19 protein-coding genes are annotated in these 20,129 nt (G+C 62.2%); 5 read left to right on the forward strand and 14 right to left on the reverse strand.

The window, feature by feature from the left end; genetic code table 11:
- Positions 1–238: 238 nt before the first annotated feature.
- Positions 239–1,066 carry a dienelactone hydrolase family protein gene (locus tag ACJ8HN_RS19875; protein ID WP_038874174.1) on the forward strand — a complete coding sequence of 276 codons (828 nt, stop codon included), beginning with the start codon at positions 239–241 and terminating at the stop codon, positions 1,064–1,066.
- An 84-nt stretch (positions 1,067–1,150) separates the two neighbouring features.
- Here ACJ8HN_RS19875 and metE read toward each other — a convergent pair whose 3' ends face one another.
- Positions 1,151–3,439, reverse strand: coding sequence for a 5-methyltetrahydropteroyltriglutamate--homocysteine S-methyltransferase (metE, locus tag ACJ8HN_RS19880; RefSeq protein ID WP_442523853.1), 2,289 nt, complete (start codon positions 3,437–3,439; stop codon positions 1,151–1,153).
- Positions 3,440–3,529: 90 nt separating this feature from the next.
- Between metE and metR the strand changes: the two genes are divergently transcribed.
- Positions 3,530–4,474: an HTH-type transcriptional regulator MetR gene (gene metR, locus ACJ8HN_RS19885; RefSeq protein ID WP_033649667.1), complete on the forward strand. Its 945-nt coding sequence runs from the start codon at positions 3,530–3,532 to the stop codon at positions 4,472–4,474.
- Between the two features lie 22 nt (positions 4,475–4,496).
- On the opposite strand, the gene ACJ8HN_RS19890 is transcribed toward metR, so the two are convergent.
- A complete protein-coding gene (locus tag ACJ8HN_RS19890; RefSeq protein ID WP_033649666.1) occupies positions 4,497–5,357 on the reverse strand; it encodes a carboxylate/amino acid/amine transporter in 861 nt (286 codons plus the stop codon).
- Between the two features lie 151 nt (positions 5,358–5,508).
- Here ACJ8HN_RS19890 and ACJ8HN_RS19895 point away from each other — a divergent pair, with 151 nt between their 5' ends.
- Positions 5,509–5,838 carry a hypothetical protein gene (locus ACJ8HN_RS19895; RefSeq protein WP_033649665.1) on the forward strand — a complete coding sequence of 110 codons (330 nt, stop codon included), beginning with the start codon at positions 5,509–5,511 and terminating at the stop codon, positions 5,836–5,838.
- Here ACJ8HN_RS19895 and ACJ8HN_RS19900 read toward each other — a convergent pair.
- From ACJ8HN_RS19900 to ACJ8HN_RS19955, 12 genes are all read right to left on the reverse strand, one after another.
- Entirely contained in the window at positions 5,819–6,775 is a 957-nt protein-coding gene (locus ACJ8HN_RS19900) for an AEC family transporter (RefSeq protein ID WP_060426717.1), read from the reverse strand. The two genes, ACJ8HN_RS19895 and ACJ8HN_RS19900, sit on opposite strands and share 20 nt — an antisense overlap.
- Positions 6,776–6,835: 60 nt before the next feature.
- Entirely contained in the window at positions 6,836–7,573 is a 738-nt protein-coding gene (gene ugpQ / locus ACJ8HN_RS19905) for a glycerophosphodiester phosphodiesterase (protein ID WP_197860058.1), read from the reverse strand.
- Positions 7,573–8,643, reverse strand: a complete 1,071-nt coding sequence (locus ACJ8HN_RS19910) for a sn-glycerol-3-phosphate import ATP-binding protein UgpC (RefSeq protein ID WP_047569772.1) — start codon at positions 8,641–8,643, stop codon at positions 7,573–7,575. Before ACJ8HN_RS19910 ends, ugpQ begins: the two co-directional genes overlap by 1 nt.
- Positions 8,644–8,648: 5 nt before the next feature.
- Positions 8,649–9,494 (reverse strand): sn-glycerol-3-phosphate ABC transporter permease UgpE, encoded by an 846-nt coding sequence (ugpE, locus tag ACJ8HN_RS19915; RefSeq protein WP_254519964.1) that lies wholly within the window; start codon positions 9,492–9,494, stop codon positions 8,649–8,651.
- Complete coding sequence (gene ugpA, locus ACJ8HN_RS19920; protein WP_015376293.1) at positions 9,491–10,378, reverse strand: sn-glycerol-3-phosphate ABC transporter permease UgpA; 888 nt, start codon at positions 10,376–10,378, stop codon at positions 9,491–9,493. Before ugpA ends, ugpE begins: the two co-directional genes overlap by 4 nt.
- Positions 10,379–10,456: 78 nt before the next feature.
- Positions 10,457–11,776, reverse strand: a complete 1,320-nt coding sequence (gene ugpB / locus ACJ8HN_RS19925) for a sn-glycerol-3-phosphate ABC transporter substrate-binding protein UgpB (protein ID WP_033636688.1) — start codon at positions 11,774–11,776, stop codon at positions 10,457–10,459.
- 187 nt (positions 11,777–11,963) lie between these two features.
- Positions 11,964–13,151 (reverse strand): aminotransferase-like domain-containing protein, encoded by a 1,188-nt coding sequence (locus ACJ8HN_RS19930; RefSeq protein ID WP_033655137.1) that lies wholly within the window; start codon positions 13,149–13,151, stop codon positions 11,964–11,966.
- Positions 13,152–13,195: 44 nt separating this feature from the next.
- The gene (livF, locus tag ACJ8HN_RS19935; protein ID WP_033649661.1) at positions 13,196–13,897 is read right to left on the reverse strand and encodes a high-affinity branched-chain amino acid ABC transporter ATP-binding protein LivF; all 702 of its coding nucleotides are present in this window, start codon (positions 13,895–13,897) and stop codon (positions 13,196–13,198) included.
- A 1-nt stretch (position 13,898) separates the two neighbouring features.
- Positions 13,899–14,669, reverse strand: a complete 771-nt coding sequence (gene livG / locus ACJ8HN_RS19940; protein WP_033636686.1) for a high-affinity branched-chain amino acid ABC transporter ATP-binding protein LivG — start codon at positions 14,667–14,669, stop codon at positions 13,899–13,901.
- The gene (locus ACJ8HN_RS19945) at positions 14,666–15,949 is read right to left on the reverse strand and encodes a high-affinity branched-chain amino acid ABC transporter permease LivM (protein WP_033649658.1); all 1,284 of its coding nucleotides are present in this window, start codon (positions 15,947–15,949) and stop codon (positions 14,666–14,668) included. Before ACJ8HN_RS19945 ends, livG begins: the two co-directional genes overlap by 4 nt.
- The gene (gene livH, locus ACJ8HN_RS19950; protein WP_015376290.1) at positions 15,946–16,872 is read right to left on the reverse strand and encodes a high-affinity branched-chain amino acid ABC transporter permease LivH; all 927 of its coding nucleotides are present in this window, start codon (positions 16,870–16,872) and stop codon (positions 15,946–15,948) included. Before livH ends, ACJ8HN_RS19945 begins: the two co-directional genes overlap by 4 nt.
- A gap of 117 nt (positions 16,873–16,989) precedes the next feature.
- Positions 16,990–18,105, reverse strand: a complete 1,116-nt coding sequence (locus ACJ8HN_RS19955) for a branched-chain amino acid ABC transporter substrate-binding protein (protein ID WP_033636684.1) — start codon at positions 18,103–18,105, stop codon at positions 16,990–16,992.
- Between the two features lie 405 nt (positions 18,106–18,510).
- On the opposite strand from ACJ8HN_RS19955, the gene panM reads away from it, so the two are divergent.
- Together panM and ACJ8HN_RS19965 are read left to right on the forward strand one after the other, a co-directional pair.
- Positions 18,511–18,903 (forward strand): aspartate 1-decarboxylase autocleavage activator PanM, encoded by a 393-nt coding sequence (panM, locus tag ACJ8HN_RS19960; protein ID WP_033655138.1) that lies wholly within the window; start codon positions 18,511–18,513, stop codon positions 18,901–18,903.
- Complete coding sequence (locus ACJ8HN_RS19965; protein WP_442523854.1) at positions 18,900–20,117, forward strand: DUF3142 domain-containing protein; 1,218 nt, start codon at positions 18,900–18,902, stop codon at positions 20,115–20,117. Before panM ends, ACJ8HN_RS19965 begins: the two co-directional genes overlap by 4 nt.
- The last annotated feature ends 12 nt before the right edge of the window (positions 20,118–20,129 follow it).

The raw sequence follows: 20,129 nt of genomic DNA on the forward strand, positions 1-20,129 counted from the left end.
CCCAAATAACCCCATCTTATCGGTTGCTTAGGGACAAAAAAGCCCTCTAACGCACCTTATGGCACTTACGCGGGGCAAAACGCGTAATAACATGATAAAAAGCGCTTAAAAATGCCGCAAAGCCAGATAATTAGCCGTTTTTTATCAACTTGTCCGAAAGTGCGCCACGCAGCGCCAATAATGGATAATCTTTCCTATAGTTAATCTCAGCGCTTTTTTCTATTGCACGGAGACCGCAATGAAAACCGAACATGTGATGACATTAGAACAGGCTCAGGGGGGATTCGCCCCGGCCGCCGCGCCGTTGGCCGCCTCCGCGATTATCACCGACGAACAGGGCATTCACGCCGGGCAAACGACCATTCCTTCTCAGGGCGACGCGCTGCCGGCCTACGTCGCCAAACCCGCCGACCAGAGCGGCCCTTTCCCCATCGTGCTGGTGGTGCAGGAAATCTTCGGCGTCCATGAACATATTCAGGATCTGTGCCGCCGCCTGGCCAAGCAGGGCTATCTGGCGATCGCGCCCGAGCTCTATTTCCGCCAGGGCGACGCCAACGACTACACCGATATCGGCGAGCTGTTCCAGCAGTTGGTCACCAAGGTGCCGGATCGTCAGGTGCTGTCGGATCTGGATCACGCCGCGCACTGGGCTATCCGCCACGGCGGCGACGCCGGCAAGCTGGCGATCACCGGTTTTTGCTGGGGTGGCCGCATCACCTGGCTGTACGCGGCGCATAACCCGCAGTTGAAGGCGGCGGTCGCCTGGTACGGCAAACTGGTCGGCGAGAAAACGCTGAATTCACCGAAGCAGCCGGTCGACGTCGCCACCCACCTGTCGGCGCCGGTGCTGGGGCTGTATGGCGGGCAGGACAGCGGCATCCCGCTGGAGACGGTGGAAACCATGCGTCAGGCGATCCGCGCCGCCAACGCCGAGGCCGAAATCGTGGTGTATCCCGAAGTCGGGCATGCGTTCAACGCCGACTATCGCCCCAGCTACAACGCCGAAGCGGCGCAAGACGGCTGGCAGCGCATGCTGGCATGGTTCGCCCAGCACGGCGTCAAATAATTTCCCGCGCATAAAAAAGGGCGCCGAAGCGCCCAATCATCACACCAGTAAATCTATAAGCGGCGGTTTATCCGCCGCACGGCATCACGCGTGCTCGCGCAGGCGCTGTGCCGCCAATACCATGTTGGCCAGCGACTGCCGGGTTTCCGGCCAGCCGCGGGTTTTCAGGCCGCAATCCGGGTTAACCCACAGGCGTTCCGCCGGGATATTCTGCGCCGCTTTACGCAGCAGCGCTTCAATCCATTCCACGCTCGGCACGTTCGGCGAGTGGATATCGTAGACGCCCGGCCCGATTTCGTTCGGGTATTCGAACTCTTTGAAAGCTTCCAGCAGATCCATATCGGAACGCGAGGTCTCGATGGTGATCACGTCGGCGTCCAGCGCGGCGATGGAGTCCATGATGTCGTTGAACTCGCAGTAACACATGTGGGTGTGGATTTGGGTGTCGTCCCGCGCCACGGCGGCGTTCAATTTGAAGGCGTCCACCGCCCAGTTCAGGTACGCGGCCCAGTCGGATTGACGCAGCGGCAGCCCCTCACGCAGTGCAGGTTCGTCGATCTGGATGATGCCGATACCGGCTTTTTCCAGATCTTCCACCTCGTCGCGCAGCGCCAGCGCAATCTGCTTGGCAATCACTTCGCGGGTCACGTCTTCACGCGGGAACGACCAGCACAGGATGGTCACCGGCCCGGTCAGCATGCCTTTCACCGGCTTGTCGGTCAGCGACTGGGCGAATTTGGCCCATTCGACGGTGATGGCTTCCGGGCGGCTGACGTCGCCGATGATCACCGGTGGCTTCACGCAGCGGGAGCCGTAGCTCTGCACCCAGCCGTTTTGGGTAAACACGAAGCCGTCCAGGTTCTCGCCGAAATACTCCACCATGTCGTTACGCTCGGCTTCACCGTGCACCAGCACGTCCAGCCCGAGGCGCTCCTGCTCGACGATCGCCTGTTTGATGTGCTCACCGATGCTGGTGCGGTAGTTGTTGCCGTCCAAACGGCCCTGTTTGAAGTCCAGACGCAGGCCGCGGATCTCGGTGGTCTGCGGGAACGAACCGATGGTGGTGGTCGGCCAGGCCGGCAGGTTGAAACGTTCGCGCTGCGCCCTGGCGCGCTCGGCGTAAGCGCTGTGGCGTTCGCTGTCCTGCGCGGTGATCGCGGCCAGGCGACGCTCAACCTGTGGGTTGTGCACGCGGCTCGACTGACGGCGGGCGCGGATCGGTGCGCTGTAGGCATCCAGTTCAGCCTGCTTGGCCGCGTCAGGCGCGTTCAGCGCCGAGCTCAACAGCGCCAGCTCGGCGCATTTTTGCAGCGCGAAGGCGAACCAGCTTTTCACTTCTTCGTCCAGACGGCTTTCCACGCTCAGGTCGATCGGGCTGTGCAGCAGTGAACAGGAGCTGCCGATCCACAGTGGGCGGGTGCCCACCAGCGGCTGAAGACGTTCGAACCAGCGGCTCAGATCGGCGCGCCAGACGTTGCGGCCGTTGATGACCCCCAGCGACAGCAGCCAGTCGTTCGGCAGTGCGGCGCTCAGCGCGGCAATATCGTCATGGCCGGCGACCAGATCGACGTGCAGCCCCTGCACCGACAGCGTGCGGACGGTATCGAGGTTGTGGCCGACGCTGTCGAAATACGTGGTCAGCAGCAGCTTCACCTGCCCCTGCAGCGCGTCGTAAGCCGGTTTGAACGCATCCAGCCAGGCTTGCGGCAGCTCCAGCACCAGCGCAGGTTCATCAATTTGCACCCACTCGACGCCGCGTTTCGCCAGCTCGGCCAGCACCTGTTGGTAAACCGGCAGGATGTCTTTCAGCAGCGACAGGCGGTCGAACGGCTCGCCCTTCACCTTACCCAGCCACAGATAGGTCACCGGGCCCAGCAGCACCGGCTTGATGCGATGGCCGAGCGCCAGCGCTTCGTCCACTTCGTCCAGCAGCTGAGTCCAGCCCAGCTTGAACTGCTGGCCTTGCTGGAATTCGGGCACCATGTAGTGATAGTTGGTGTTGAACCATTTGGTCATTTCCGCCGCGGCCGCCGGCTCGCCGGTCGGTGCGCGGCCACGGCCGATGCGAAACAGCGTGTCCAGATCGATCGTGCCATCCGCATTCTGATGGCGCGCCGGCACGTTGCCCAGCAGCAGGCTGGTGGTCAACACATGATCGTACCAGGCGAAATCGCCGACCGGCACCAAATCCACCCCGGCCTGCTGTTGCTGTTGCCAATGACGAGCGCGCAGCTCGCGGCCAACCGCCAACAGCTCTTCCTGCGTTGAGTTGCCGGCCCAGTAGCTTTCCTGAGCTTTTTTCAGCTCACGTCGTAGCCCAACGCGAGGAAAACCCAGTGTGTGATTCAAAATTGCCATCGTCATATTCCCCATTTAGCCGTCCAGATGTTTACACATCCATAATCAGCAGGTACTGTATTAACCACAAGCGCAATTTATTCACTGTCAATGTGAAGGACTCTCATGATCGAACTGAAACATTTACGGACGCTGCAGGCCCTGCGCAACAGCGGTTCGTTGGCGGGGGCGGCGGCCCAACTTCATCAGACGCAGTCTGCCCTGTCGCACCAGTTCAGCGATCTTGAGCAACGTCTGGGCTTCAAGCTGTTCGTACGCAAGAGCCAGCCGCTGCGCTTCACCGCCCAGGGCGAGATCCTGCTGCAGCTGGCGGAACAGGTGCTGCCGCAGATCCAACAGGCGCTGCAGGCCTGCCACGAGCCGCATCAGACCACGCTGCGCATCGCCATCGAATGCCACAGCTGCATTCAGTGGCTGACGCCGGCGCTGGACAACTTCCGCCGGCGTTTCCCGCAGGTGGTGATGGACTTTACTTCCGGCGTGACTTTCGATCCGCAGCCGGCCTTGCAACAGGGCGAGCTGGATCTGGTCATGACGTCGGATATTCTGCCGCGCAGCGGCCTGCACTATTCACCGATGTTCGATTTCGAGGTACGCCTGGTGCTGGCGCCGGATCATCCGCTGGCCGGCAAGCCGCACATCGAGCCGGAAGACTTGAGTGACGAAACGCTGTTGATTTACCCGGTGCAGCGCCAGCGGCTGGATATCTGGCGGCATTTTCTGCAGCCAGCGGGCGTTAGCCCGGCGTTGAAGAACGTCGATAACACGCTGCTGCTGATCCAGATGGTATCGGCGCGGATGGGGATTGCGGCGCTGCCGCACTGGGTGGTGGAAAGTTTCGAACAGCAGGGGCTGATAGTGACCAAAACCCTGGGTGACGGCCTGTGGAGCCGCCTGTATGCCGCCGTGCGCGACGGCGAACAGCGCCAGGCGGTAACCGAAGCCTTTATCCGCTCGGCCCGCCAGCACGCCTGCGATCATCTGCCGTTTGTGCGCGACGCGGCACGCCCTGGCGCTGCCGGTGCCAAAGCGTTGACGGCCGACGTATAAACGTGCCGGGTGGCCCGCCCGCTTAGCCGAGCCGTTTCGGCGCCACCCAGCGCCGGTGCACCCACAGCGAAGCGACGATCACCGCCCCGCCGATGATAAAGCTCGGCCAATGCGGCTGCTGTTGCCAGATGGCCAGGTTGACCAACAAACCGGCCGGCACATGCATGTTGTTCATGATGCCGAGCGTGCCGGCATCAACCTGCGTCGCACCATAGTTCCACATAAAGTAGCCCAGCCCCGACGCCACCACGCCCAGCCAGATCAACACGCCCCACTGCAGATTGGTGGTCGGCAGCTGCTGCGGATTGCCCCACAGGAACCAGGCCACCACCGCCACCACCGCCGCCCCCAGGTAGAACCAGGAAAATGCGGTGTGCTGCGGCAAGGGGTGCACTTCCATCAGGCGCTTATAGCCGACCATGCCGATGGCGAAGCTGATATTCGCCGCCTGCACCAACAGCAGCCCCCACCAAAAGTGTTCGCTCAGCTGGTGATAGCGGATGATCGCCGCGCCCAGCACCGCCAGCAGCGCGCTGAATACGTAGCCCCACCGCAGACGCCGGCCGCTCAGCAAATCGTAGATCAAGGTGATGTACAGCGGCGTCAGCACGGTGAACAGCAGGAATTCGGGCACCGTCAGGTAGAGATAGGCGCGGAAGCTGAACAGGTACATGATGCCCAGTTGGAAGGCGCCCACCAGCATATACAGCAGGATCACCCTGGGCTTGATATTGCGCCAGCGCAGAAACGGCAGGAACACCAACGCCGCCAGCCCAATGCGCACCAGCGCCGAGAACCCGCTGTCGACCTGGCCCGCCAGGTACTCGCCAATCAGGCTGAAAGAAAACGCCCACAGGATGGTGGTTATAACCAAAAGCAGCACGATGGGTTCACCCTAAAAAGACCGAAAGGGCGATTGTAACGGAAGATGCGCGCCGCGTTGGCGAAAAGGCGGTTTACATCTGAACAAAATACAAACTACCGGCAAAATTTCACCGTTGGGTTAGGCTTAATAAAAAGGCGAGGTAACCATTATGAAAACTTCTCACATCCTGTTTGTTCTGCTGTGGCTGCCCGGCCTGGCTGCGGCGGCCAACGGCGTAACCGACCTGCGCTCACAGCAACAGTTGCTCAACCAAAACAGCCAACAGGCTCAGCAACAGCGCCTGTTGAACAATCGGCAGATGGATCAACGCCGCCTGCAGCAGCAACGGCAGTTCGACAATCAACGGCAGCAGCTGTTGCAAACCACGCCGAACGGCGGGCAGCTGCTGCCCAACGGCAACCAGCCGCGCGATCCGTTCAATCGCACCGCGCCGGCGGTGCCGCAGGCGCCGATGCCGGCTACGCCCGCACGCCCATAACGGTGAGGATCAGCGGCGTAGTGATCGCCGCCAGCACGGTGGACATCACCAGGCTGGTGGCGGCCGGGCCGGTGAGCGTATTGAACTGGCGCGACATCAGGTAGACGTTCACCCCCACCGCCATCGAGCCCAGCAGCACCACAACCCGGGTCTCCATCGGCGGCAGATCCATCATCCAGGCCAGCAGCCAAATCACTAATGGCTGCACCAGCAGTTTCAGCACGCAGATGGCGCTGCTCAGCCGCCAGCCTTCGCCGATGCGGTACTCGGCAAGCCCCATGCCCAGCACCACCAGCGACAGCGGCGCTGCCACCTGGCCGAGCATGCTGATCGGCCGATCGACGAAGGCCGGCAGCGGCAGGCCGGTCAGGCTGAACAGGGTGCCGGACAGAATGCCGACGATCAGCGGATTGGTCAGCACGCTGCGCGCGGTTTTGGCGAAGCCGCTCAGCGTCGGCGAGCCGTTGCGCGCCCATTCGATCGACACCGTCACCAGCGTCCACAGGATCAGGCCGTTGAACACCAGTACCAGCGCCACCGACGGGATCGCCGCCTCCCCCAGCATCACGCTGGCGATCGGCAAGCCGAGCATCACGTTATTGGAGAAAATGCCGCCCAGCGCAAACACCGATCCGGCGACGCCATCCAGCCGAAAGAGGTGCCGGGCGACGAGACGGCCGAGCACGAACACGATCAGGCAACTGCCGAAAAACGCGATCAGCAGCCGGGCGTCAACCGCCGGGCGCTGCGAGAAGTCGCACATCATGCGAAACAGCATGGCGGGCAAGGCGAGGGAAAACACGAAGCGCGTCAGGCCATCGGTGATGCCGGCAGGCCATTTCCCCCAGCGAATCAGCCCATAACCCAACGCGATCAGCACAAACAGCGGTAAAGACAGCACGATCTGGTGCCACAGTGACATCATAAAGCCAGGCATCGCATTCCTTCCGGTGGTGCGGCGGCAAGGCTTGTCGTCGCGGGATTCATCGGCGCCGGATTAAAAATCCGGGCCGATCAAATCTATCCGGTCGGTGCAAATGCAGTCAACGCCCCAGTCGAGCAGCAGGCGCGCGCGTTCCGGTTGGTTGACGGTATACACCAGAATGCGCAGCCCGGCGTCTTTCAACGCTTTTACCCGCTCGGCGGACAGCGCTTTGTGATCGATATGCAGCGAGACGCAATCCAGGCGTTCGGTCAGCTCGCGCCAGTTGTCGTCCCAGGCCTCGAGCAGCAGGCCGCGCGGCAAATCCGGCACGGTGCGCTGCGCCGCCGCCAGCGCGTCCACCGAGAAGGAAGAAAGCAGCGGATCGGTCTGCCCTTGCCACAGCAGCCGCGCCGCCAGCGCCACCACCCGGCCGGTTTCATCGTCGCTGCCGGTGGTCGGTTTGATCTCGATATTGGCCATCAGGCCGTGTTCCTGGCAGCGTTCCGCCACCTCCGACAGCAGCGGCAGCCGCTCGCCCTTGAAGGCCGAGCTGTACCAGTTGCCGGCGTCCAGCTGCACCAGTTTGTCCCACGGCAGCTCGCCCGCCACGCCCCAGCCGTTGCTGGTGCGATCCAGCGTGTCGTCGTGCAGCAGGAAAATTTGCCCGTCCTGCGCCAGCTTGGCGTCGAACTCGATCATCTTGTGGCCGTGGCGCGCGCCGACGTCGATCGCCGCCAGGGTGTTTTCCGGCGCCAGAGAACCGCCGCCGCGGTGGGCGACAATATGAGGGTAAGGCCAGTGTCTGGTCATCAATCCATCCGTAATCCGCTGTCGGTGTCAAAGAAGTGCAGCGCCTGAGCAGGCAGCTGCAAATATAGCGTACTGCCCGCCGCCGGCAAGGTTTCATGCGACAGCCGCGCGATCACCCCGTGTCCGCCCCACTGGCCGTGCGCCAGATTATCGGCCCCCAGCAGCTCCAGCGTCTGCAGCTGCAGCGGCACGCCCTGGCCTTGCGCCACCAACTGAATATGCTCCGGCCGAATGCCCAACGTCAACGGCCGCCCCGCCCACTGCGGTTTGGCCGCCGGCAACGGCAGCGCCATGCCGTCCGCCAGCAGCAGCTGGCCGCCGTCGGCGCTCAGGGTGCCTGGCAGCAGGTTCATCGCCGGCGATCCGATAAAGCCGGCGACGAACAGCGAAGCCGGCCGTTGGTACACTTCGCTCGGGGTGCCGATCTGCTCCGCCACGCCCTTGTTCATCACGATCACCCGCTGCGCCAACGTCATCGCCTCCACCTGATCGTGGGTCACGTACAGGCTGGTGGTTTTCAGACGACGATGCAGCTGTTGCAGCTCCAGGCGCATCTGCACCCGTAGCTTGGCGTCCAGGTTGGACAGCGGCTCATCGAACAGGAATACCGCCGGTTCGCGCACGATGGCGCGCCCCATCGCCACGCGCTGGCGCTGGCCGCCGGAAAGCTCGCGCGGTTTGCGTTTGAGCAGCGGCTCCAGCTCCAGGATGCGTGCCGCTTCTTCCACCCGCTGGCGGATATGATCCTTGCCGAAACCGCGGATCTTGAGGCCGTAGGCCATGTTGTCGTATACGCTCATGTGCGGATAAAGCGCGTAGTTCTGGAACACCATCGCGATGCCGCGATCCTTGGGCTCCAGATCGGTCACGCGCCGGGTATCGATATAGATATCACCACTGGTGGTGCGTTCCAGCCCGGCCACCATCCGCAGCAGCGTGGATTTGCCGCAGCCGGACGGGCCGACCATCACGATGAATTCGCCGTCCGCCACGTCGAGGTCGATCTGTTTGATCACCGGCGTTTTACCGTCGTAAGACTTGGTGACCGCCTGTAGTTTTAATCCTGCCATCGTCGTTATTTCTCGCTATCAACCAGACCGCGCACAAACCAGCGCTGCATCAGAAGCACCACCGCCAGCGGTGGCAATAAAGTCAGAATCATCGCCGCCATCACCTGGTTCCACTGGGTCGGCGCGCCGGAGGTGGAGATCATGCTCTTGATGCCCGCCACCGCGGTGCCCATCGAGGCGTCGCTGGTGATCAGGATCGGCCACAGGTATTGGTTCCAGCCGTAGATAAAAGTGATGACGAACAGCGCCGCCAGATTGGTTTTCGACAGCGGCAGCACGATGTCCCAGAAGAAACGCATCGGCCCGGCGCCGTCGATACGCGCCGCCTCCAGCAGCTCATCCGGCAGCGTCATGAAGAACTGGCGCAGCAGGAAGGTCGCGGTGGCCGAGGCCATCAGCGGCAGCGTCAGGCCGGTGTAGCTGTCCAGCAGGTTGAGGTTGGAGATCACCTCCACCGTCGGGAAGATACGCACCTCCACCGGCAGCATCAGGGTGAGGAAAATCAGCCAGAAGAACAGGCTGCGCAGCGGGAAGCGGAAGTACACGATGGCGTAAGCCGACAGCACCGACACCGCGATCTTGCCGAAGGTGATCGCCAGCGCCATGATCACGCTGTTCAGCAGCAGCAGCGAGAGCGGCACCTTGAGGTTGCCCACGCCGCCCTGCCAGATATTGCGGATGTTCTCCCACAGGTGGCCGCCGGGCACCAGCGTCATCGGCACCTGAAACACCTGCTTGTCGTCCAGCGTGGCGGCGACAAAGGCCACGTACAGCGGGAACAGCACCACCAGCACGCCGATAATCAGCATCACATGGCTGAAGATATCCAGCCCGCGTCGATTCTCAATCATTGATAGCGCACCTTACGTTCAACGAAGCGGAACTGGATCACCGTCAGGCCGATCACCAGCAGCATCAGGATCACCGACTGCGCGGCGGAGCTGGAGAGATCCAATCCGGCGAAGCCTTCGCGGTAGATCTTGTAGATCAACGTGGTGGTGGACTGCACCGGCCCGCCGCCGGTGGCGGCGTCGATCACCGGGAAGGTATCGAAGAAGGCGTACACCAGATTGACCACCAGCAGGAAGAAGCTCACCGGCGCGATCAGCGGCAGCACCAGATGGAAGAAACGCCGCACCGGGCCGGCGCCGTCGATGGCCGCCGCCTCCACCAGCGAGCGCGGGATCGACTGCAGCGCCGCGAGGAAAAACAGGAAGTTATAGCTTATCTGCTGCCATACCGAGGCCAGCACCACCAGGAACATCGCCTGGCCGCTGTTTTGCGCATGGTTCCAGTTATAGCCCAGCCCGTTGAGGAAATGGGTGATCAACCCCAGGCCGGGGTTGAACAGAAAGATCCACAATACCGCCGCCACCGCCGGCGCCACCGCATAGGGCAGGATCATCAGCGTGCGATAGAGGCGGCTGCCGCGCAGCACGTAGTCCACCAGCGCGGCGAAGAACAGCGAAACCGCCAGCCCGATGCCCGCCACCAGGAAGCTGAAGATCAGCGTGGTGTAGAACGAGTCGAGGTAGTAAGGATCCTGAAACAGCTGCTTAAAGTTATCCAGCCCGACAAACTGGCTGGACAGGCCGAACGGATCGAGGCTCTGCACCGAATACCACAGCGCCTCGCCGGCGGGCCATAAAAAGAAGACGGCGGTAATCAGCAACTGCGGCAGCACCAACGCATAGGGCAACCAGCTGCAGCCGAAACCGGGACGGGAAGATGACATAGCAGTTAAACCATTAATCGGGTACGGAAGGATCGGCGTGAAGACGCGAGCCCGGTCTGCCGGGCCCGCGACGCAGGGTTACTTGGTTGATGCTTCGAAACGGCGCAGCAATACATCACCGCGCTGCACGGCGGCGTCCAACGCCTGCTGAGGCGTTTTCTTGCCGGTCCATACGCCTTCCAGCTCCTCATCCACCACGCTGCGGATCTGCGGCATGTTGCCGAGGCGCAGGCCCTTGGTGAACGGCAACGGCGGCTTGTTCAGCATCTGGCGAGTGGCGACGTCGGCCCCCGGGTTCTTGTCGTAGAAGCCCTGCTGCTTGGTCAGATCGTAAGCCGCGGTGGTGATCGGCAGATAGCCGGTCTTCTGGTGCCATTCGGCGGCGATTTCCGGCTGCGCCAGGTACTGCAGGAACTCGGCCACGCCCTTGTAGGTGGCGGCGTCTTTACCGTTCATCACCCACAGGCTGGCCCCGCCGATGATGGCGTTCTGCGGCGCGTTTTTCGCGTCGGCGTCGTACGGCATCATGCCGACGCCGTAGTTGAATTTGGCGTAGTGCTTGATGTCCGCCAGCGAACCGGATGACGCGGTGGTGATGGCGCAGTCGCCGTTATAAAACTTCTCGGTGGATTCGTCTTTGCGGCCGAAGTAGGTGAAATCACCCTTCTTGTTCATCGCTTCGAGCAGCGCGATATGCTTGACCTGCAGCGGCTTGTTGAACTCCAGCTTGGCGTTGGTGCCGCCGAAACCGTTGTTTTCGCTGGCGAACGGCACGCCGTGCCAGGCGCTGAAGTTCTCCAGCTGGATCCAGCCCTGCCAGCCGCTGGCGTAGCCGCACTTCATGCCGGCCTCACGCAGTTTGGCGGTATCCGCCGCCAGCTCTTGCCAGGTTTTCGGCGGCTGATCCGGGTTCAGGCCGGCCTTCTTGAAGGCGTCTTTATTGTAGTACAGCACCGGCGTGGAGCTGTTGAACGGCTGCGACAGCAGATGGCCGCTCTTGTTGTCGGTGTAATAGCCGGCTACCGTCGGCACGAACACCGACTCGTCGAAGTTGATGCCGGCCTCTTTAAACACTTCGTAGACCGGTTTGATGGCCTTGCTGGCCATCATGGTGGCGGTGCCCACCTCGTAAACCTGCAGGATCGCCGGCGCCTTGCCGGAGCGGTAAGCGGCGATGCCCGCCGCCAGGCTCTGTTCGTAGTTGCCTTTGTAAACCGGCACAATCTTGACGTCGCTGTGCGACTGGTTGAAGCGATCCGCCAGGGAGTCCACTTCCTTACCCAGTTCGCCTTCCATCGAATGCCAGAACGGGATCTCGGTCGCCGCCAGCGCCTGAGTGCTGACCGCCAGGGTCAATGCGACGCACAGCGTGGTTTTGCGAATAGCGTAGGTGAGCATGCCTAACTCCTGAAAAAGCTGGTGTAAAAGCGCGTGAGCGAAAAGAATCAGTTTTTTGTTCGGAAGCTAACATGCCATGCGCGGATGACAGAAAAATAACTAAAAAGTGACAGCCATGTGACAGGAGAGTGAAGTGAAGATGGCAGTTTGATGTCGGCGGCGGGCATGGGCTCCGCCGCCGCGGGGATTACAGCGAACGGCGCAGGCGCGCCACCGCTTCCTGCATTTGTTGCTCGGTGGCGGTGGCGAACGACAGGCGGAAGGTCGAACGATCCGGGTTGTCGGAGAAGAAGTATTCCCCCGGCACGAACACCACGCCCTGCTGCAGCGTGGTATTCAGCCATTCGGTGGCGTTGAACGGCTGGCGGAAACGCGCCCACAGGAACATGCCGCCCTTCGGCTTATCGAAGGTGATGTAGTCGCCCAGCTCCTGCTCCACCAATCCGGCCAGGATCTCGCCCTTCTGTTTGTAGGCGGCGCGGATCTTGTCGATCTGCGCCGGCAGGCGATCCAGGCCGAGGTAGCATTCGACGATGCTCTGCGACAGCGCGCTGGCGTGCAGATCCGCCGCCTGCTTGATGATCGCCACTTTATGCAGCAGGAACGGCGGCAGGATCGCCCAGCCCAACCGCAGACCCGGCGCCAGGATCTTGGAGAAGGTCGAGGTATAAATGATGTGGTCGGTGTTGCCCAGCACCCGCTGCGACACCTGATGCAGCGTCGGGTGGCGCTCTTCGGTGAAACGCAGCTCGCCGTACGGATCGTCTTCGATGATCAGGAAATTATGTTCGGCGGCCAGCTTCACCAGCAGTTCGCGGCGCGCGGCGCTCAGGGTGATGCCGCTGGGGTTGCCGAAGTTCGGCACCACGTACACGCCCTTGATGCGCTGGGTTTTCAGCAGCTCGGCCAGCTCTTCCACCACCATACCGTCGCAGTCTGACGAGACCGACATGATGTTGGCTTCCGCCAGCTCCAGCGTTTGCAGCGCCGCCAGGTAGGTCGGGCGCTCCACCACGAACACGTCGCCGGGGTTGACGATGGCGCGCATCACCAAATCCAATGCCTGCTGCGAGCCGGCGGTGACCATCACCTCTTCCGCGCGCGCGGTGACGCCGCGCTCGGCGCACAGCGCGCAAATGCGCTCACGCAGCAGCGGGCTGCCCTCGGTCAGGCCATACTGGAACGCGCTTTTCGGCTGTTCGGTGATCGCCTGCTGGGTGGCGATGCTCAATCCTTCGAAATCGAACAGCGCATCAGAGGGGATGCCGCCCGCCAGCGAAATGACGTGTTCCATCTTGCTGTGTTTAAGCAATTCACGGATGGCCGAACTTTTTACGTTAACGATGCGCTGCGCGAGTAACCCTTCTGTCTTCATTTCTTCTTCTCGTACCTGATTATTTTAATTCGTAGGGGGGCGGATTAACCGCCCAGATACGCCGACCTCACTGCTTCGTTGGCTAACAATGCAGCCCCCGTATCTTCCAACACCACGCGGCCGTTTTCCAGCACATAACCGCGGTCCGCCAATTTCAGCGCCTGATTGGCGTTTTGCTCCACCAGGAAGATGGTCATGCCCTCTTCCCGCAGTTGCTGAATGATGTCGAAGATCTGCTGGATGATGATCGGTGCCAGCCCGAGCGAGGGCTCGTCGAGCAGCAGCAGCTTCGGCTGGCTCATCAGCGCGCGGCCGATGGCCAACATCTGCTGTTCGCCGCCGGACATGGTGCCGGCGCGCTGGCTTCGGCGCTCCAGCAGGCGCGGGAACAGAGTGAACACCCGTTCGATGCGCTGTTGATACTGCCGGCGATCGGCGAAGAAGCCGCCCATCGCCAGGTTTTCTTCCACCGTCATGCGCGAGAAGACGCGCCGCCCTTCCGGCACGATCGCCACCGCTTCGCGCATGATGCGCGAGGTTTGCCACTGGGTGATGTCCTGATCCTGAAAGACGATGCTGCCTTCGCTGGCGCGCGGCTCACCGCACAGAGTGCCGAGCAGCGTGGTTTTACCGGCGCCGTTGGCGCCGATTAACGTCACGATTTCGCCCTGGCTTATCGTGAGACTGACCTGATGCAGCGCCTGAATTTTGCCGTAATGGGCGGATACCTGATTGAATGACAACATATTATTCTTCGCCCAAATAAGCCCGGATCACGTCCGGGTTGTTGCGGATCTCCGCCGGTGTGCCCTGCGCCAGCGGCGTGCCCTGATTCACCACATAAATGCGGTCGGAGATGCCCATCACCAGCTTCATGTCGTGCTCGATCAGCAGCACCGATACCTTATGCCGATCGCGCAGCTCGACGATCAGGTGATCCAGTTCGTCGGTCTCTTTCGGGTTGAGGCCGGCGGCCGGTTCGTCCAGCATCAGCAGCTCCGGCCGGGTCACCATGCAGCGGGCGATCTCCAGCCGCCGCTGCTGCCCGTAGGCCAGGTTGCCCGCCGAACGGTTGGCCATCTCCAGCAGGCCGACGCGCTCCAGCCACTCCGCCGCGTGCGTCAGCGCCTCGGCTTCGGCGCGGCGGAAGGCCGGGGTTTTCAGCAACCCGGCAAACACGCCGCTTTTCAGGTGCTGATGCTGCGCCACCAGCAGGTTCTCGATCACCGTCATTTCACGGAACAGCCGCACGTGCTGGAAGGTGCGCACCACGCCCATGCGGGCGATGGCCTGCCCCGCCAGCCCTTCCAGGTGGCGATCGCGCAATTTGATGGTGCCGCCGGTCGGGCGGTAAAAACCGGTCAGGCAGTTGAACACCGTGGTCTTACCGGCGCCGTTGGGGCCGATCAGCGACACGATTTCGCCTTCGTTCAGCGTCAACGCCACGTTGTTGACCGCCAGCAGCCCGCCGAAACGCATCGACAGGCCTTCCACCTGCAGTAAAGGTTGAACGCTCATGCCTGCTCCCCCTTGCCCGCCTGAATGTCCGCCGCCTGCAGCTTCAGCTGCGGCCGTTTCATCGGCAGCAGCCCCTGCGGCCGCCAAATCATCATCAACACCATCAGCGCACCCAGCAGCAACATGCTGTATTCATTCAGATCGCGCATCAGTTCGCGCGACACCACCAGCAGGATCGCCGCCAGAATGACCGCGAACTGCGAGCCCATGCCCCCCAGTACGACGATCGCCAACACGAAGGCCGATTCGACGAAGGTGAAAGATTCCGGGCTGACGAAGCCCTGGCGCGCGGCGAACAGCGTGCCGGCAAACCCGGCGAAAGCGGCGCTGATGGTAAAGGCGGTCAGCTTGATGCGCGTCGGGCTGAGGCCCAGCGAGCGGCAGGCGATCTCGTCTTCGCGCAGCGCTTCCCAGGCGCGCCCCAGCGGCATGCGCAGCAGGCGGTTGATGACGAACAGCGTCAGCACCACCAGCAGCAGCGCCACCAGATACAGGAATATGATGCGATCGCTCGGATCGTATTTCAGGCCGAAGAAGTTATGGAAGGTATCCCAACCGCCGTCGCGCACGCTGCGGTTGAACTCCAGGCCGAAAAAGGTCGGTTTCGGGATCTGGCTGATGCCGTTCGGCCCGCCGGTGATCTCGGTATTGTTCAGTAGCAGGATGCGCACGATCTCACCGAAGCCGAGCGTCACGATCGCCAGATAGTCGCCGCGCAGCCGCAGCACCGGGAAACCGAGCAGGAAGCCGAAGGCGGCGGTGACGATGCCCGCCAGCGGCAGGCTCTCCCAGAAGCCGAGGCCGTAATAGTGATTCAGCAGCGCGTAGGTGTAAGCGCCGATGGCGTAGAAACCACCGTAGCCGAGCACCAGCAAGCCGGACAAGCCCACCACCACGTTGAGGCCGAGGCCCAGCATCACGTAGATCAGCGTCAGGGTGGCGATATCCACCGTGCCGCGCGATACCAGGAACGGCCAGGCGACCGCCGCGACGATGAGCAGAGCCGCCAGCAGCTTTTGCCGCGGCGTGGTGCCGTCGAAGCTCGGCAGCACGAACGCCGGGCCGGAGACTTTTTTCAATCCCTGCTGCAGCAGCGGGCGCAACAGCTGGAAGAAAAAGACGATGACGCAGCCGATGCCGATCCACATCCAGCGCACTTCCGCCGCGCCGTGCACCACCAGCTTGGTGCCGTCCAGGCTAAGCTGCATGCCCATCAGGAACGACGCCATCACGAACAGCACCGCCGTGGCGATCAGCGCATTGAGCAGATTGAGTTTCATACTTTCTCAACCTCCGGACGCCCGAGGATGCCGGTCGGCATGATCAGCAGCACCACGATCAGCAACGCGAACGACACCACGTCTTTGTATTCGGTGCTGAGATAGGCGGAGGTCAGCGCTTCCGCCACGCCCAGCACCAGGCCGCCGATCATCGCGCCGGGAATGCTGCCGATTCCGCCCAGGACCGCGGCGGTGAAGGCTTTCATGCCGGCCATAAAGCCGATGTAAGGGTTGATGACGCCGTAGAACTGGCCGAGCAACACCCCGGCCACCGCCGCCATCACCGCCCCGATGACGAAGGTCAGCGAGATCACCCGGTCAGTGTTGATGCCCAGCAGGCTGGCCATCTTCAGGTCTTCCGCACAGGCGCGGCAGGCGCGGCCCATGCGCGAATAGCGGATAAACAGCGTCAGCGCCAGCATCGCCAGGAAGGTCACGAGCCAGATGGTCAGCTGCATGGTGCTGATGGTGGCGGCGAAGCCGTTGCTTTCCCCCAGCACCCACTGGCCGGTCACCAGGCTGGGCAGCGCCAGATCGCGTGAGCCCTGCGTCAGGCTGACGTAGTTTTGCAGGAATATCGACATGCCGATGGCCGAGATCAGCGCAATCAGGCGCTTGGAGTTGCGCACCGGCTTGTAGGCCACCCGCTCGATGCTCCAGCCGTAGGCGCTGGCGATGACGATCGAGACCAGAAACGCGGCGCCGATCAGCAACCAGCCGACGTCGATGCCGAGCATCATCAGGGCGGCGATAACGATAAAGGAGACATAGCTGCCGATCATGTACACCTCGCCGTGGGCGAAGTTGATCATGCCGATGATGCCGTAAACCATGGTGTAACCGATGGCGATCAATGCATAGGTGCTGCCCAACGTTAAGCCGTTGAACATCTGCTGCAGAAAATAGAGGAGCTGCTCTGACATACTCTGAACCCTTGGCTGCGAAACCCGCCGGCGGAGAACCGGCGGGTAAAGGGAGACGGGGCCGGCAAGCCGACCCGCCGGGCGCAGCGAGCCGCGCCCCACCCTAATCATTATGGCTTATTTGATCGGTGTGGACGTGCCGTTGGCATGCCATTCGAACACGCCGAACTCGAAGCCTTTCAGATCGCCCTTGTCATCCCAGCTCAGCGGCCCCATCACGGTCTCCACCGGCTTGCCGGTTTTCAGATCCTTGACGATGTCCGCCGGCTCCTGGCTGCCGCTGCGCTCCATGCCGGTGGTCAGCGACTGCAGCGCGGCATAGGTGGTCCAGACGAACGGGCCGGTCGGATCCAGCTTCTTGGCTTTCAACGCATCGACGATCGGCTGGTTGGCAGGCACCTGATCGTAGCGCTTCGGCAGCGTCACCAGCATGCCTTCCGAAGCGGCCCCGGCGATGTTGGACAGCGAGGAGTTGCCCACGCCTTCCGGCCCCATGAAGCGGGTGGTCAACCCGGCCTGCTTGGCCTGGCGCAGGATCTGGCCCATTTCCGGGTAGTAACCGCCGAAATACACGAAGTCGATATTCTCTTTCTTCAGGCGCGCCACCAGGGTGGAGAAGTCTTTGTCGCCGGCGGTGATGCCTTCGAACATCGCCACTTCGGTGCCCTGTTTTTTCAGGCTGTCGCGCACCGAGCGCGCCAGGCCTTCGCCATATTGCTGCTTGTCGTGCACCACGGCGATGCGCTTCGGCTTGATGTCGCTGAGGATGTATTTGGCGGCGGTCGGGCCCTGATCCGAGTCCAGGCCGGTGGTGCGCATGATCATCTTGTAGCCGCGGGTGGTCAGATCGGCGTTGGTGGCCGCCGGGGTAATCATGATCACGCCTTCGTCTTCATAAATATCGGACGCCGGCTGGGTGGACGAGGAGCACAGGTGGCCGATCACGTAGCGAATGCCGTCGTTGATCACCTTATTGGCGACCGCAACCGCCTGTTTCGGGTCGCAGGCGTCGTCGTATTCCACGCCGACCAGCTTGTCGCCCTTGATGCCGCCCTTGGCGTTGATGTCGGCAATCGCCTGGCGCGCGCCGGTAAACTCCATGTCGCCATACTGCGCGACCGGGCCGGACATCGCCCCGACGATCGCCACCTTGATGTCTTTCGCCATGGCCGCCTGGCTCATGGCCATCGCAATACAACCCGCCAGCAGTGCCTTACCTGTTGTTAATTTCATCCGCAAATCCCCATCTGTCGTTGTGAACGTACCTGTTGTGTTTGCCTGCACCGGATCGTTATTGACCGCTTTTGTTATAAGTAATAATGATTTAGGCGCTTTGTCGGCATTATTTTCTAATAAGACTTTATTTTTCATGCCATTAAACAGGTATTTTCTTCTGCAAATCAACTTCATCAGGCAGAAACAAGCGGTGTAAACAGGATAAAATTCGAATTAAATCTGCGCTCTTTACCTTGAGGCGTAGTGCGTTGTGCTGGTTAACAATCCGTTTACTAACTATTTACTCGGAAAATGCCCCGTGCAAAAAACATATTGCACAGTAATCGTACAGAAAAACTTACACAACGCTCTGCACAAGATCTATTACACTGTCGGCATCATTTAGCTGCGCGGAAATTCTGCATGAAACTGACCATCGAGCGCCTGACCGCGCTGTCCCCGCAAGACCTTATCGACCTCGGTAAAATTTGGCCGCACCAGCAGCCGGAACAGTGGCAGAGCTGGCTGAGCGACGGCAAGGCGCTGTTCGCCGCCCGCTTCAACGAGCGGCTGCTGGGGGCGGTGAAAATCGCGCTGCAGGACGACCGCGCCGAGCTGCAGGACCTGCTGGTACGCGAAGTGACGCGCCGCCGCGGCGTCGGTCTTTACCTGGTACAGGATGCGCAGCGTCAGCTGCCGCAGATCGCCCACTGGCAGCTGTCGACCGCCGGCCTGGCGCCGCGCGAACGCGGGGAAGTCGATAACTTCATGCGCGCCTGCGGCTTCGCACCGCAGGGCGATCTCTGGCAAAAATGAAACGCCGGCTGGCGGCGCTGATCTTGATTGCGCTGGGGCTGGCGGCCGCGCTCCTCGGGCGCCAGCAGGCGCTGCGCCTGGCCTCAGGCTGGGATCAGCAGGTTTATATCTGGCAGCGGGTCTGGACGCCGCAGCACGCCGATGCGCTGGCGCACAGCCGCGATCTGTTCAGTGGGCTGCGCGTGCTGGCGCTGCAGGTACATCCGCGCGAGGGCTGGCGGGAGATCCCGGCCGATCTCAACCTGCTGCGGCAGGACGGCCGCCCGCTCTGGCTGGTGGCGCGCCTCGACGGCCAGCTGCCGCAGCTGGACCAAGAGGCCATTATCCAGCGCCTGCAGGCGCTCACCCAGCGCTGGCAGGCGGCCGGGCTGCCCGTCACCGGCGTCGAGATCGATCATGACGCCGCCACCGCCCGCCTGCCGGACTACCAACGCTTTCTGCAGCAACTGCGCCAACGGCTGCCCGCCGCTTTGCAGCTCGGCATCACCGCCCTGCCGGCCTGGATCGGCTCGCCCGACCTGTCCGGCGTATTGCAACAGGCCGACAGCTCCGTCCTGCAGGTACATGCGGTGCTCTCGCCGCAGCAGGGGCTGTTTGACGGCTCCTTGGCGCTGCGCTGGGTGCGGCAGTACGCCGCCGTCACACCGAAGCCGTTTCGCGTCGCGCTGCCGGCCTACGGCATGGCGCTGTTGGGGTTTGATGCGCAGGGCGCGCAGGTGGAGAGCGAGTCCTCGCTGCGCGTGGCGGGCAACGGCCGCGAGCTGACGGTCGCGCCGCAGCAGATCGCCGATTTTCTGCAGACGCTGGCGCAGCAAACGCCGCCCCGGCTGCGCGGCATTATCTGGTTCCGCTTGCCGCTGGCGGACGATCGGCGCGCCTGGTCGCTCACCACGCTGCGGGCGGTGATCGAACGGCAGCCGCTGAACGTCGACTGGCAGGTAAAATTTAGGCCTCAGCCACAGCAAAACGGGCTGTATGATCTGATAATTCATAACAACGGGCCGGTGGACGCCCCGCTGCCGCAAGAGGTGGCCATCCGCGCCGACGACTGCCTGGCGGCGGACGCGGTCGGCAACTACCGGCTGGAATCCGCACCGCAGCGGCAACGCTTTATTCGCATCAGCGGCGATCAGCTGCGCGCCGGGCAATCCCGGCCGCTGGGCTGGCTACGCTGCCAACAACTGACGCCAGGAGGCACCCTTGTCACACCTTGATACGCGCGCGGC

This window comes from Serratia sp. CY29653 (genome assembly GCF_052169255.1).
Classification (GTDB): Bacteria; Pseudomonadota; Gammaproteobacteria; order Enterobacterales; family Enterobacteriaceae; genus Serratia; species Serratia sarumanii.